Source organism: Aliidiomarina quisquiliarum, assembly GCF_023922585.1.
GTDB classification, from domain to species: Bacteria; Pseudomonadota; Gammaproteobacteria; order Enterobacterales; family Alteromonadaceae; genus Aliidiomarina; species Aliidiomarina quisquiliarum.
In genome coordinates this window covers 272,268-286,049 of sequence record NZ_JAMFTN010000010.1, presented here as the reverse complement: position 1 = coordinate 286,049, position 13,782 = coordinate 272,268, and the positions used below count along the sequence as shown (strand labels likewise).

Sequence of the window (13,782 nt, the reverse complement as noted above, 5' to 3'; positions counted from 1 at the left end):
TAAGTGGATTGCAAACGGTTATTTTGCGGAGCATGAATGAAAGAAAACGAATACGAAATGCCCTGGCGCACGAACTATGAGGCCATGGCAGCAGCAGGTTGGCTGGTTGGGGCCACTGGGGCGATTGCCGCAGAAATGCTGACAGAGTTACCGCCCGAACCATTTTGGTGGATGACAGGGATTTCCTCGGGCATGGCGTTGTATCGCCTGCCTGAGGCTTACCGTCTTTATAAGTTGCAGAAGGGGCTAAAAGGCAAACCATTGGCATTTATGGCGCTGTCGCATTTGCAAAAGGTAATGGCAAAACATCCTGATGAATTGTGGTTAGGTTATGGCTTTGAGTGGGACCAACGCCATGCTCAACGTGCTTATGAAATCTTAAAGCGGGATAAGCAAACCTTGCTTAACCAAGGTCACGGCAAGCAAATGGGTTCGACCTGGATTCATGGTGTCGAGCCCAAAGAAGAAGATGTGTACCAGCCAGTTGGTCACACTGAGGGGCATACCTTAATAGTTGGTACGACCGGTGCCGGAAAAACCCGATGCTTTGATGCGATGATCACTCAGGCCATTTTGCGCAATGAAGCCGTGATAATTATTGACCCCAAGGGAGACAAAGAACTTAAGGATAATGCACAGCGAGCCTGTATTGCCGCCGGTAGTCCTGAGCGCTTTGTGTATTTTCATCCGGGTTTTCCAGAGCATTCAGTACGTCTTAATCCCCTGAGAAACTTTAACCGGGGCACTGAAATTGCCAGCCGAATTGCGGCCTTAATCCCATCCGAAACCGGTGCTGATCCATTTAAAGCCTTTGGCCAAATGGCACTGAATAACATAGTGCAAGGTTTGTTGCTTACTTCACAACGTCCTGATCTGAAAACACTGAGACGATTCTTGGAAGGTGGCCCAGAAGGTTTGGTAGTAAAAGCAGTCACAGCCTGGGGGGAGCAGGTGTATCCGAACTTTAGTGTGGAGATTAAGCGCTTTACTGAAAAGGCCAATACCTTGGCTAAACAAGCCATGGCGATGCTGCTTTTTTACTACGAACGCATTCAGCCAGTTGCTGCCAATACCGATTTGGAAGGGCTATTGAGTATGTTTGAGCATGACAGAACCCACTATTCCAAGATGGTGGCTTCACTGATGCCGGTGCTCAATATGCTCACATCAAGTGAACTTGGTCCACTGTTATCACCGATTGCAAACGACGTGGATGACAGCCGGTTAATTACGGATTCTGGCCGTATTATCAACAATGCCCAAGTGGCTTATATCGGCTTGGATTCATTGACCGATGCCATGGTGGGCAGCGCCATTGGCTCGTTGCTTTTATCCGATCTCACCGCCGTGGCCGGTGACCGCTATAACTATGGTGTTGAAAATCGTCCCGTAAATATCTTCATCGATGAGGCGGCTGAAGTCGTCAACGATCCTTTCATTCAACTGCTCAACAAAGGCCGTGGCGCAAAAATGCGTTGTGTGATTGCTACTCAGACATTTGCTGACTTTGCAGCTCGAACAGGCAGTGAAGCTAAGGCTCGCCAGGTGTTAGGTAACATCAACAACTTGATAGCCCTTCGGGTGATGGACGCCGAAACGCAGCAGTACATTACTGACAATCTGCCAAAGACTCGGTTGCAGTACATCATGCAAACTCAAGGTATGTCGTCCAACTCGGACAGCCCCGCATTGTTTACCGGCAATCATGGCGAACGCTTGATGGAGGAAGAAGGCGATATGTTTCCACCGCAGTTATTAGGCCAGCTCCCTAACCTGGAGTACATCGCCAAGCTTTCAGGTGGCCGCGTGATCAAAGGCCGTATTCCTATTTTAACCAGCTCTACACAGGCAGCATAAGGAGTCTGTATGCATCATTCTGTCTGTCTGAAAATGACAACACTTACCAGTAAAGAAATGCTCGCTCAGTGGCAGCAACATAATCCCCAGTTCAAGGAAACCTTAAGACTGCTTGAAACCGACTGGCCTCATGCTTTGGCCTCGGTGTATTGCTTGGCGGACTACTTAACGGATGCGTTCACGTTAGATGGCCATTCCATCTTTGATTTGTGTCTGTGTAATGGCTTGGGCAGTTATGACGAAGTCAGTTGTGATGATAGTGTACGCCTTTGGCATTTCATTGAGGCACTGACCTGGACTGCCGCCAGTGCTTTAACGGGGATTCGCCTGCGTGATCCTGACCATTTCGAGTGGGCCGCCGTGGATGGTGTGTATTTCCACACCTGGATTCGTAATCGTCCAAATCGAATGACGTATCTGGCTGAAGGACACATCGATGTACGTTATGTCACTGGTCATACGACGACAAAGCGGCTTCAACAAGTGATTAAAGCCCGGATTATGACGCCAACCGTTGCAGCCATGCTGGCGCGAGTTGAAGAGGATGTTTGGCATGAGCAAGCATAAGTCGGTTTGGCTGCTGTGTCTGGCACTGATGCTGGAGATTATTGCCATTGGCGTGTTAGTGCCCGGTGATTGGACTGGCCGAGTGATTAGTAAAGAGAAGCAGGTGATCCAAAATCAATTGGGCGCACAAACAAGCTATTGGATTGGTCAAACTAGCCATGGCTGGTATCAGTCATGGGTTGTGGATACGCAGATGGAGCAATCTGTGCGAGATTTTCTGATCCCCACTGAAGAGCAGCGACTGCGTTCTAAAGGGATGGAGAACATGGGAGGCTTTTGGTTTGTCTGGGTAGAAGACCGTATTCAGGCATTTTTTGATGTGTTGTACCAGGTGTTCACGCGATTTGCTTTGCTGATGGTCTGGTTGCCCTTTGCGCTTATTCTCATGTTACCGGCGTTGTGGGACGGCTTAATGACTTGGAAGATTAAGAAGACAACCTTTGATTTTTCGAGCCCTATCATTCACCGCTACAGCATGATTATCCTGGGCTCAGGTGTCATTTTGCTGTTTATGGGATTGTTCGCCCCGCTGGCCATTCCTCCAGTGGTGTTACCGTCGCTGATCATCGGTTTAGCATTAATGGCGGGGTTGGCGTTAAGTCACTTGCAGAAGAAGATATGAGGCCAGTTAGGCCTCATGAATGACGTTAACTCATTTTTTGTGGCTTGAGTGTTAGTTCAAAGCCACATGCGTGAGCATATTTTAGAAGAGTTGACCAACTTGGATTGGCATTACCTTTTTCTAAACGACTGACATTACTTTTTTGGGTATGCATTCTTTCAGCAACTTGTTCTTGAGTAAGTCCTGCCTTTGTTCTCATGGTAAGCAATTGATCAATAAAGCTGAACTCACTCTCAAGCTTATCGTACTCATTCTTAACTTCAGCATTGGCTAAAGCACGTTGTTTCAGTTTTTGCAGACTCATGATTTTTGAACCTCTTTTTGTCTATCTCTGGCAAGATTGAGCTCATTTTTGGGCGTCTTTTGAGATTTTTTTACAAAAGCGTGTAACACATAAATGTGCTTCCCTTTTAAGTAGCAAAATAAGCCTCTACCAATACCTTCTTGAGCTTTGGCGCGGATTTCAAATAACCCATCGCCCATAGACTCAGTATGAGGAGACCCCAAGTTTGCACCATGCTTTTCCATCAGCTCTAAAAGCTTAATCATGCGAGCTTGTATTTTGGGTGGCATATCGAGGATCTGATCCTCAACGCCATCGTAAAAGTCGATCTTCCAGCTCATGGGTATCCTTAACTTAGGTTATCATAAATGATAACTCTGGTTGCGCGGTTTGTCTAGAACTTAACCGTCTTGTCTGAGTAGAACCCTCAAAACCTTCAAGAATTCGGCATCTAGCTGACCACTGAAGCTGTCAATCCCAAGGCATTCTTCACTTCTCAATTCAAACAACGAGGAGTGACTATGGAACCTGTGAGTATTCCGTCCTATATCGATGACCCGCCGCACTTCCTGCTTTGGAGTGCCGATGAGATGGCTCCCATTCTGTTGGGGCTAGTGATCGGCATTTTTACCGGTAATGCCTTGGTTTTATGCCTGTTGGGGTTGGTGACAACCAAGCTCTATCGGCGTTTTCGTGATGGTCGCCCAGATGGTTTTATTCTTCACGCCATCTACTGGGCCGGACTGTTGCCAACCAAAGCCAAGACGATCCCTAACCCATTTATCAGGAGCTATCTGCCGTGAAGTTCGACGTGTTTTTAAAATCATGGCAAGGCACGCAATTAGAGAACCGATGGCAACGGTTTCTGATTGCAGTGCTGGTGCTATCTAACTTGCTGCTTGCGGTAGCAGCATTTTCTCGCAATACAGTGGTAGCCATTCAACCACCAACCTTGTCTGAAACGGCTGAAGTGTCACGAAACCAGGCTACTCAACCTTACCTGGAATCCTGGGGACTCTACCTGGCTGAGCTTATGGGCAACGTGACGCCGGGTAATGTGTCTTTTATCCGGGTTGCTATTGAGCCGCTACTTTCTCCAGCGGTGTACCAGCAAGTGGTCGATGCACTGGAGATTCAGGCAAGGCAAATCCGCGAAGACCGAGTCACGCTCAAATTCCAACCCAGACAAGTGGAGTATGAGTATGAAACCGGCCATGTCTTTGTGACCGGTTATTCCTTGGTCTCTGGACCATCTGGAGATGAACAGCGCCAAACTCGCACCTATGAGTTTGATATCGATATTGAGCAATACCGTCCAAAGCTCAGTTGGATGGATACGTATGAAGGGCAAGCTAGAACGAAGCGAGTTCGTGAAAAGTTGACCCAAGAGCAAAACCGGAGGGTGAATGATGCGAACCAAAATTAGTCGATTGATGACACCAGGCTTAATCGCAATGTGCTTGAGTGGCGTCCTGTTATCTCAAGCGTCGTATGCAGACGTGAAATTGCCGATTGTGCCAGCCAGTGTGATGAAGCAGTCTGCTACAGCAAATCCACCTGTTCAAACCAATACGGTTTCAACGGATGTGCCAACAACGTTACTGATGACACCGGGGGTTAATGAACTGATCCCTGTAGCTCTTGGGCATCTGAATCGGATTGTGACGCCGTTTGAATCGCCTCAGGTGAGAACAACCAGTGATGCTCAGACGCAAATCAAGGGGAATGTTGTATATGTGGCCACGGACAAAGAATCACCGGTTTCACTTTACATCACTCCGCCTGGTCAGGAAGCGCCCGCATTATCAGTCACCTTAGTACCTCGTCGTATTCCACCGCGTGAAATCACCTTAGCTATTGATGGTCAGCAGTGGCCTATTAAGGGCGTCGTTAACCGAAAAGCCGCCACTTGGGAAACGGCTCAGCCATACGTCGATAGCTTACGTGATTTACTCAGACGCCTTGCACTAAATGAGTTACCACAAAGCTATGACATCCGTTTAGCTGGCCAAACTGACACAAGCCCGAAATGTTTTCAGCCAGGTTTAAAGTTTGGTTTTAAGCAGGGGCAAATTGTGACGGGACATTACTTCACTGTCTATGTAGGACTGGTTGAAAGCTTTGCCGATGAACCGATAGAATCCAGTGAAACAGCCTGTCATGCACCAGATATAGTGGCAAGCGCCTACTGGCCTCGCAATATCTTGTTGCCGGGTGAAAAGACTGAGTTGTATGTGGTTGTTCGTAATCATCGTGAAGAAGCGGTGGAAAGTCAGCGACCTTCGCTTCTTGTGGGAGGTGAATAACGATGAAAGCACAATGGGAACAAATGAGCCCGAACATGAAGCGGGGTCTATCGGTTGCTGGTATTGCTGGTGGTCTCATCCTTATGGTGATGGTGTTTTCACCTAATCCTGACGATGGCTCAAGCAGTCGGAACCGACAGGAAACGATCCGGCACATTCTTACGGATACCAATACTCGTGATGTTGGGGTCGATAGTTTGGCTGCGAACGTAAAACTACTCAGTGAGCGCAACGAGCAGTTACGCCGTGAAGTTGAACGCTTGCGCCGTGACGTTGATTCAGGACGGTTAAGCCCTGGTTCACCTTCTATACCAAGTGAGGTCAATGCGGAGCTGGCCCGCCTTAGAGCGGAACTTGATGATGTTCGCGCTGGAGGTGATGCAGCAGTTGAAGGCACAAATAGCCGTTTCGAAGTGCCTTTATCTGCCATGGAATTGCCTAAAGACGAAAAGCCACTGCCGTCTAACCCAGGCGACTATTTTGCCAATGCGCCGCTGCCTGATCCGCTCTATCAGCAGCCAACCAATGGCCAAGGTACACGAGCTCGGGATGTTCCATTGCCGCCCATCACGATTCGTATGATTGAGCCTGAAGTGGTTGCTGAACCAGAGGTTGTTGTACAAGAAGCGCCGCCTTTGTATCTACCGGCGGGCAGCATCATCTCAGGTACTTTGATCACAGGTTTGGATGCTCCTACTCACGAGTCCGCAAGACGCGAGCCTTTTCCTGCATTGCTGAGGATTCAAAAGGAAGCCATTTTACCCAACCGATTTAGAGCGGATATCAAAGAGTGTTTCTTAATCGCCGCAGGTTACGGTGATTTGAGCTCTGAGCGTGCCTATTTGCGAGGCGAGACCATTTCATGTGTGAGAGAAGATGGTGGCGTCATTGAAACGCGACTGGATTCTTATGCCGTAGGTGAAGACGGCAAAGCCGGTATTCGTGGCCGATTAGTGTCGAAACAAGGCCAGCTGGTGGCCAAATCGATGATGGCCGGATTCCTTCAGGGCTTGGCTGGCGCATTTGATGTGAATCCTGTACCAACGATTCAGACAGGTAATGCCGGTGATACTCAGCTGTACCAGCAAGTCATGAGCCAAGAAGCATTACAAGGCGCTGCGATTAAAGGCACAGGTAAAGCATTGGATCGAGTGGCCAAGTTCTATTTGGACATGGCTGAAAATATGTTCCCAGTCATAGAGGTAGACGCTGCAAGGAAAATTGAAGTCATAGTCACTCGTGGGGCCTCATTGTCATTGACCGCTTCGCAAGGGGGAGGTGCAAGAAGATGAAAAAATCCTGCATGTTGCTAACCGATCGAAGTCCGTTTCAGACAATAAGATGTGTATCCAGAGGAGAGTTAACCATGACGACATCAATGCAGAACAACCCAAAGCACCAGTCAAAACAGTGGTCTAAAGCTGGATTACTTTTATTGGCAGTCGGCTCAACCTTATTGTCTGGCTGTAGTTCATTGGGTCTTGGGAGTAGTGAATATGGATGCCCAGGTATGCCTGACGGTGTGCGCTGTTTATCCGCTCGTGAAGTCTATGAGCTTACCAGTAATGGGGCTGCACCCAAGACGATTGATGCTGTGGCGACTCGAATTGGTTCTCCCTCTGGGTATTCACAATCTGATTTAGAGACAGGGCTGCTGAGCCATCCAGCATTACCTGAGACGCAGCAATCTGCACCTATTCGTATTCCTTCAAGGGTGATGCGAATTTGGATTGCGCCTTGGGAGGATGACCGTGGAGATCTGAATTTATCCAGCTACGTGTTTACCGAAATTGAACCGCGCCGGTGGGATATTGGGGTGTCAGCACCTCGAACGGTTTCGCCAGTGCTACGTCCACTTCAGACTCAAAGCGATTCAGCCTCAGCGGGAGCTGATGGTATGCGCGATAACTTGAGTATCTACGGAGAAACTAACGAATGACAAATGCAGTTCGCAGCATTCAGACTCAGCGCCTAATGACCATTGGTGCGCTTGGTTTGATGGCGTTAATGATTTCGGAGCCCTCATTTGCGGGCACCGGTGGTGATGCTTTCACTGATGTGTGGGATACCCTAAAAGATTGGACCCAAGGTACTTTGGGACGGATCGTAGCGGGAGCCATGGTTCTGGTGGGTATTGTGGGCGGTATCGCCCGCCAAAGCTTGATGGCTTTTGCCTTGGGCATTGGTGGCGGTATGGGTCTCTACAATACGCCAACCGTCGTTGAAAGTGTTATGTCTGCAACCTTACCTGTTGTTGCCAGCACTCAAGAAGTTATTGGCACAACTGTTCCAGCAATCAGCGCCGTCTTACTGGGCACCTGATAAACTCAAAAGAGGCCTTTTAATAGGTTTGGGTCTACAAAGTCACTGCTTTTTAGACCCGATTTTTTACATTCTAAACTCATTATTAGTAACGTTGCCTAGTAACTCGTTACTCACAGTTTTAAATAGTTTCGCCAAAGTATTTTGCAGGTAAACTTGAAACTTATCCTGAGCTAGGGTTCTATCAAATACATCTGTTGGTAAGAAACGTTTCATTTCTGCAATGAACGCTTCACTAGACACAATATCAGGAAGTCGTTCGAGAAAGTTTTCCAACATTTTGTTGAAGTGCTCAAGTTTATAATCTGACACCTTGTTTTTAACTAAGTCCATATTGAGTGTCGCGCCTTGTTGCTGTAACCAAGCTAAATCCCATACATCTCGGTGGCGGACATACCTTGTAGTGGCAGGTAAAGAAATGATTTTATCCGCCATGACCTCATCCAAGCTTTCTGTCAGAATTAGCGTATCACTGTATCCATCAGGCAAAAAATCGTAGTTTATTTGAAGAGGTTGCGGCTCTCTTGTATAGGCTGGAATGTTTGCCACTTCTACTTTGATTTTTTGTTTTGGCAGATCTTTTCTCTCAGGAGAAGTCACTACCGCTATTTGCCACTTATCAATGCTCAATTCAGAATATTTAGGATCTTGCTTTAGATCCTTTGGTTCTTTTACTGTCACTTCAAGCCCGTATCGTTCGCCAATGTACTTTTCTATACAATGTTTCATGTCTGCCAACATTGCTGAGCTGAAATCCTTCCCGCCAGCAAAATCCAGATCTTCGCTGAAACGATTGCCGCCATAACAAAGGCGCAATGAAGTGCCACCTTGAAAAGTTAGTTTATCTAGAAGTCCACCTTTCTCTAGCGCAAATAAAATATCGTAGTGTAAGAGCTCTTTCTCTATCACTGAACGCATATGAGATACATTTTCAACCTGCATTGCTTTATTTACCAATTGCGCGAAATTTTCTTGATCAATTTTCATATAGCCCATCCTTGCTTACTAAATGTGTATTTCGGCCAACTCGTTTTAAGTCTCTGTATGCAGTTTGTTTCGTTGCTAACCTAAGCGGTCTGCCGACTAAACTGGTATTTTCTAAAATATCCATTGGATCTCGTTTCGTATGCGTAAATTCAATTGTACCCAAAGGTGTTTTGAATTCACCGGAACGTCCCGTTGTCATAACAGTTAAGCGATCTACTGGAATTTGCGAAATAACTCCAAAATCAGAAAGTGCAGACTCTAGGCTAATGTAGTTATATTCTCCACGCCGAATGGTTTTAGCAATTTGCTCCAACGTATCGCTGCCTTTCGACTGCGCTAAATTGTATAAGTACACACCATTAATGATTCGGGTGAGTAAGCCATCGTCTTGCAAACGTTTAATTCCCGCACGCAATGCTCGTTCATTATCTTGATGAAAGATTTTCGCCAGATCTGAATTAGTAAAAACACAGCGACCACGCTTGTCATATTCTAAGAGCTTTTTAATTGCCTCAGCCTTTTTCACAATACGCCTCTAGTTATCAAGGGTGACACTTAAACATGCCATAAGTGTAGACTTATTTTTTATGGAGCGCAAGTTGACAACAATGACGCTAAAAGGTGTCAAATTTGTCAACTTGACCTCTGGGAGTATTAAAAGGACTTGGTTAGTTTACACAGTGATGAATTTTAACACCCAGAGTGTGAAAAAGCGGGTTTAGATAAACTAGATGAATTGGGGGAAGCCTGTAAGACTGCCAGAATGAAAGCTATACCTGAACTAATAGTGCGTAACAACAAGTGGCACCCTAGCAAGGCATCCAATTCTTCAATCTATCTAACCGAGTCCACATAGGACAACTGCATAGACTGGAGCCTCGATTTACATTAACGAGGACTCCTCATGCGAAAACTATCTCCAATCATTCTGGCGCTTGCGCTGTCTCCTTTGGTTCAAGCTGAACCTGTGTCTGAAGTGTCGCCAGTTGGCAAAATTGACGGCATGGTTTCTTTACCTGTCACGGGTATGAAAGCGGTCGAAAGCAATGGCCGTATTGTTTTCATGTCAGACAGTGGCCGGTTCGTCATTGATGGCACGCTCTATGATGCCTGGTCGAAAAAGCCGCTTACCAGCCTTGAAGAAATTCGAGAAGCGGGAAACACGCTGGACTTAAGTCGTCTTGGCTTAAAAATGGATGATTTGAATCCACTGACGCTGGGTGAAGGCAAAAAGAAAGTGGTGGTCTTTGTTGACCCACGATGCCCGCACTGCCATGAGCTTTTGAAACAAGCTTTACCGTTAACCAAAGAATACACCTTCCAAATACTCCCTGTGCCAGTGCTTGGTCCTGATTCAGAGCGTCAGGTTCGCCAGCTTGGCTGTGCGCGTGACAAAAAAGCGGCCACCGATGCATTGCTGAATGGCCGGATTGGTAACCTAGAACAGGATGATGCCTGCAACTTAGAACCAATGCAGCGTACCTTGGTGACGGCTCAAATCCTGGGCATTCAAGGTGTGCCTTTCATTGTCGCCAATGATGGTCGCATCAGCCGAGGCCGTCCTTATGATCTTTCTGCTTGGTTGGAGGGGCGTTAATGAAAGCCTCTCTGTATTCAGGGCAACGCGCTTCAGAGCTCTTGCCAGTATTAGCCTATTCCGACGATGAGCAACTGTTTTTCATGGAAGACCAGAGTGTTGGCTTTGGTTTTCTATGTGACCCATTGCCCGGTGGTGATGAGTCTGTTGCAGACAGGGTTAATGTTCTACTCAACAACGACTGGCCAAAAGACACTTTGCTGCAATTTGGCCTGTACGCCTCGCCTGATATTCAAACCGACATTCAGCGAATGATGGGCTTACGGCATCGTCAATCCGATCCATTGCTCAGGGCGTCTATTCGCAAACGTGCGGATTTCCTCGATGGGGGCACGGTTCAACCGATAGAAGAATCGACCCAGACTCAGGTACGCAACTTTCAACTGATAGTCACCTGCAAATTGCCTTTGGAAAATCCTATACCGACGGAGCGTGAGTTGAGTAGAGCATCCGCGCTTCGGGCTTCTTTCTCTCAAGCGCTGGCAACGGTTGGTTTTCGCGTTACTGAGATGACTGACCGAAACTGGCTCGCGGCATTAAGTGCGCAGCTTAACTGGGGAAAAGATGCTTCCTGGCGTAATCCATCACCAATCCGCAGTGAGGCAGATAAGCCACTTCGAGAGCAAGTGTTGGATTATGACCGGGCTATCAAAGTGGATAGTCAAGGTCTGATGCTGGGTGATTACCGAGTTAAAACCCTATCGTTTAAGCGCCTGCCTGAGCGGATCTGGTTTGGCCATGCCGCAAGTTTTGCGGGCGATATGATGACGGGTAGTCGCGGTTTACGCGGAAGCTTTTTGCTAAATGTCACCATTCACTTTCCTTCAGCTGAGGCGATGCGATCTCGTCTAGAGACGAAGCGTCAATGGGCGGTCAATCAGGCCTATGGCCCGATGCTCAAGTTTGTGCCGGTGCTTGCAGCCAAGAAAAAGGGATTTGATGTTCTTTTTGAAGCTTTGCAAGAAGGTGATCGTCCTATTCGGGCCAATATGACTTTGACGCTGTTTTCACCAACGGAAGAAGCGTCCATCAGCTCTGTTTCAAATGCTCGAACTTATTTCAAAGAACTCGGATTTGAGCTGATGGAAGACAAGTACTTCTGTTTGCCCATTTTCCTGAATGCCTTGCCATTTGGTGCTGACCGCCAAGCGATGAACGACTTGTTTCGATTCAAGACCATGGCGACACGGCATGTGATCCCTCTGTTGCCTTTGTTTGCGGATTGGAAAGGCACTGGCACGCCGGTGATTAACTTTGTTTCCCGTAATGGCCAGATCATGAGTGTGTCCCTTTATGACTCGGGCAGTAATTACAATTGTTGCATCGCGGCGCAATCGGGATCGGGTAAGTCATTCCTGGTGAACGAAATCATCTCTTCCTACCTATCAGAAGGCGGGCAATGCTGGGTGATTGATGTTGGCCGCTCTTATGAAAAGCTGTGTGAAGTCTATGACGGTGAGTTCTTACAGTTCGGGCGAGACAGTGGCATTTGCTTAAACCCGTTTGAAATCGTTGAGGACTATGACGAAGAAGCGGATGTACTGGTTGGGTTATTGGCCGCAATGGCCGCACCTACGCAGTCATTAACCGATTTTCAGATGGCCAACCTAAAACGTCAGACCCGTGAACTGTGGGAGAAAAAAGGTCGTGCGATGTTGGTTGATGATGTGGCAGAGGCTTTAAAAAATCATGAAGACCGACGTGTGCAAGACGTGGGTGAGCAGCTCTATCCGTTTACGACACAGGGCGAATATGGCCGCTTCTTTAATGGCCACAACAATATTCGCTTCAAAAACCGTTTCACCGTTTTGGAGTTAGAAGAACTCAAGGGGCGTAAGCATCTACAACAAGTGGTGTTGCTTCAGCTTATCTACCAAATCCAACAAGAGATGTACTTAGGTGAGCGGGATCGTCGCAAGATTGTGTTCATTGACGAAGCTTGGGATCTGCTGACTCAAGGTGATGTCGGTAAGTTCATCGAGACGGGTTACCGTCGATTTCGAAAATATGGCGGCAGTGCTGTAACGGTAACGCAGTCGGTCAACGATTTGTATGACAGCCCAACAGGTAAAGCCATCGCTGAAAACTCGGCCAATATGTACCTGCTTGGCCAAAAAGCTGAAACCATCAACGCGCTCAAAAAAGAAGGCCGCTTGCCACTAGGTGAAGGCGGCTATGAATACCTGAAAACGGTTCATACCGTCACTGGTGTCTATTCCGAAATTTTCTTTATTACCGAAATGGGCACCGGGATTGGCCGCCTCATCGTCGATCCGTTTCACAAGCTGTTGTACTCGTCCCGTGCAGAAGATGTAAACGCGATTAAACAGTTAACGCGCAAAGGCCTTTCTGTTGCTGATGCCATCTCTCAGTTGTTGAAGGAGCGAGGCTATGAATAAAACCACGCTTTGGCCATTTATGGCCTCTATTACTTTGTCTATTGCAGGCAGCGGTTTAATGACCAGTTGGCTCTTAATGAAAACACTCGAACCCATCCACAGCCAGTTGGCGTTAAGTACGCCTATTGCAGTCGTGGATTTTGGTGAGGCGGTGTTGTCATTGGGCCCCAATGCCAGCGAACAAGACATCGAATCCAGTTTGCTTCAGACCAATCAGCAAATTGAAAAGCTAAAAGCAGCCGGTTTTATCGTGCTGGATGCCCAGGCGGTGGTGGGTGCTGATGACTCCGTATTTGTGCCAGTAGGCTCAAAGGAGGTGTCTCATGCAGATACTCCGTAAAAGAATGCCTTGGCGGCCATATCTCATCCGGTTGACCGCTCTCGCGTTAATCATGGCCGTGGTAGGCACCTACGCCATGATGCGCTACCGAATAGGTATCGATACCCAGCAAGAGCGATGCCTGCCTGATACCACGGTGTATCTGATTGACCTATGGAATAAAGAGCCCGTTAAGGATGGTTTGTATGCCTTCCACTCAAAAGGACTCGCTCCGTTATATAACGACGGTACTCGGATGCTTAAACGCCTAACAGGGATGCCTGGGGATGAAGTCAAGGTGACGCCTGAGCATGTGCTGGTGAACGGTGCTGAAGTCTCTACCGGCATGGCATTAGCCCAGCGTCTTGGTGTGGCGGAATCACAATTTAGCCGCTCATTGACGCTGCAAGAAAACGAATATTGGTTTTCTGGTGAGGCCGCAACGAGTTTCGACTCCCGTTATTGGAATGCCGTTAAGCGCGAGCAGATTGTCGGTCGCGCTTGGCCGCTTTGGTAGGAGGTG

At 47.7% G+C, this 13,782-nt stretch carries 17 protein-coding genes; 13 read left to right on the top strand and 4 right to left on the bottom strand.

Annotated features, from left to right (window positions below; all coding sequences use genetic code 11):
• Positions 1 to 36 precede the first annotated feature (36 nt).
• The 3 genes from traD to M1L23_RS02175 are packed head-to-tail and all read left to right on the top strand — an operon-like array spanning position 37 to position 3,046.
• Positions 37 to 1,857 (top strand): conjugative transfer system coupling protein TraD, encoded by a 1,821-nt coding sequence (gene traD, locus M1L23_RS02185; protein WP_252625360.1) that lies wholly within the window; start codon positions 37 to 39, stop codon positions 1,855 to 1,857.
• Between the two features lie 9 nt (positions 1,858 to 1,866).
• Positions 1,867 to 2,424: a conjugative transfer protein gene (locus M1L23_RS02180; RefSeq protein WP_252625359.1), complete on the top strand. Its 558-nt coding sequence runs from the start codon at positions 1,867 to 1,869 to the stop codon at positions 2,422 to 2,424.
• On the top strand, positions 2,411 to 3,046 hold the full coding sequence (locus M1L23_RS02175) for an IncC plasmid conjugative DNA transfer DtrJ family protein (protein ID WP_252625358.1): 636 nt from the start codon (positions 2,411 to 2,413) through the stop codon (positions 3,044 to 3,046). Before M1L23_RS02180 ends, M1L23_RS02175 begins: the two co-directional genes overlap by 14 nt.
• 25 nt (positions 3,047 to 3,071) lie before the next feature.
• On the opposite strand, the gene M1L23_RS02170 is transcribed toward M1L23_RS02175, so the two are convergent.
• Both M1L23_RS02170 and M1L23_RS02165 read right to left on the bottom strand, forming a co-directional pair.
• Positions 3,072 to 3,350 (bottom strand): helix-turn-helix domain-containing protein, encoded by a 279-nt coding sequence (locus M1L23_RS02170; RefSeq protein WP_000058216.1) that lies wholly within the window; start codon positions 3,348 to 3,350, stop codon positions 3,072 to 3,074.
• Entirely contained in the window at positions 3,347 to 3,670 is a 324-nt protein-coding gene (locus M1L23_RS02165; RefSeq protein WP_252625357.1) for a type II toxin-antitoxin system RelE/ParE family toxin, read from the bottom strand. Before M1L23_RS02165 ends, M1L23_RS02170 begins: the two co-directional genes overlap by 4 nt.
• 180 nt (positions 3,671 to 3,850) lie before the next feature.
• Here M1L23_RS02165 and traL point away from each other — a divergent pair, with 180 nt between their 5' ends.
• The 6 genes from traL (at position 3,851) to traA (ending at position 7,957) form a co-directional block, all read left to right on the top strand.
• Complete coding sequence (gene traL, locus M1L23_RS02160; protein ID WP_000433891.1) at positions 3,851 to 4,132, top strand: type IV conjugative transfer system protein TraL; 282 nt, start codon at positions 3,851 to 3,853, stop codon at positions 4,130 to 4,132.
• Positions 4,129 to 4,755 (top strand): TraE/TraK family type IV conjugative transfer system protein, encoded by a 627-nt coding sequence (locus M1L23_RS02155; protein WP_000667170.1) that lies wholly within the window; start codon positions 4,129 to 4,131, stop codon positions 4,753 to 4,755. Before traL ends, M1L23_RS02155 begins: the two co-directional genes overlap by 4 nt.
• On the top strand, positions 4,739 to 5,635 hold the full coding sequence (locus M1L23_RS02150) for a TraK domain-containing protein (protein ID WP_252625418.1): 897 nt from the start codon (positions 4,739 to 4,741) through the stop codon (positions 5,633 to 5,635). The genes M1L23_RS02155 and M1L23_RS02150 overlap by 17 nt, the downstream gene beginning before the upstream one ends.
• Positions 5,636 to 5,637: 2 nt before the next feature.
• Positions 5,638 to 6,927 (top strand): TraB/VirB10 family protein, encoded by a 1,290-nt coding sequence (locus M1L23_RS02145; protein WP_252625356.1) that lies wholly within the window; start codon positions 5,638 to 5,640, stop codon positions 6,925 to 6,927.
• 74 nt (positions 6,928 to 7,001) lie between these two features.
• Positions 7,002 to 7,574: a type IV conjugative transfer system lipoprotein TraV gene (traV, locus tag M1L23_RS02140; protein WP_152118321.1), complete on the top strand. Its 573-nt coding sequence runs from the start codon at positions 7,002 to 7,004 to the stop codon at positions 7,572 to 7,574.
• Entirely contained in the window at positions 7,571 to 7,957 is a 387-nt protein-coding gene (gene traA / locus M1L23_RS02135; protein WP_004249359.1) for a TraA family conjugative transfer protein, read from the top strand. Before traV ends, traA begins: the two co-directional genes overlap by 4 nt.
• A gap of 66 nt (positions 7,958 to 8,023) precedes the next feature.
• Here traA and M1L23_RS02130 read toward each other — a convergent pair whose 3' ends face one another.
• Both M1L23_RS02130 and abiEi read right to left on the bottom strand, forming a co-directional pair.
• Positions 8,024 to 8,944: a nucleotidyl transferase AbiEii/AbiGii toxin family protein gene (locus M1L23_RS02130; RefSeq protein WP_252625355.1), complete on the bottom strand. Its 921-nt coding sequence runs from the start codon at positions 8,942 to 8,944 to the stop codon at positions 8,024 to 8,026.
• Positions 8,934 to 9,470: a type IV toxin-antitoxin system AbiEi family antitoxin gene (gene abiEi / locus M1L23_RS02125; RefSeq protein ID WP_007105006.1), complete on the bottom strand. Its 537-nt coding sequence runs from the start codon at positions 9,468 to 9,470 to the stop codon at positions 8,934 to 8,936. Before abiEi ends, M1L23_RS02130 begins: the two co-directional genes overlap by 11 nt.
• 378 nt (positions 9,471 to 9,848) lie before the next feature.
• Between abiEi and M1L23_RS02120 the strand changes: the two genes are divergently transcribed.
• Genes M1L23_RS02120 through M1L23_RS02105 form a run of 4 tightly spaced genes read left to right on the top strand, consistent with a single transcriptional unit; the run spans position 9,849 to position 13,776 of the window.
• Positions 9,849 to 10,541, top strand: coding sequence for a DsbC family protein (locus M1L23_RS02120; RefSeq protein ID WP_001228924.1), 693 nt, complete (start codon positions 9,849 to 9,851; stop codon positions 10,539 to 10,541).
• Positions 10,541 to 12,940, top strand: coding sequence for a type IV secretion system protein TraC (gene traC, locus M1L23_RS02115; protein ID WP_193284099.1), 2,400 nt, complete (start codon positions 10,541 to 10,543; stop codon positions 12,938 to 12,940). The genes M1L23_RS02120 and traC overlap by 1 nt, the downstream gene beginning before the upstream one ends.
• Complete coding sequence (locus M1L23_RS02110) at positions 12,933 to 13,280, top strand: plasmid-related protein (RefSeq protein ID WP_197386150.1); 348 nt, start codon at positions 12,933 to 12,935, stop codon at positions 13,278 to 13,280. The genes traC and M1L23_RS02110 overlap by 8 nt, the downstream gene beginning before the upstream one ends.
• Entirely contained in the window at positions 13,264 to 13,776 is a 513-nt protein-coding gene (locus M1L23_RS02105) for a S26 family signal peptidase (RefSeq protein WP_252625354.1), read from the top strand. The genes M1L23_RS02110 and M1L23_RS02105 overlap by 17 nt, the downstream gene beginning before the upstream one ends.
• The last annotated feature ends 6 nt before the right edge of the window (positions 13,777 to 13,782 follow it).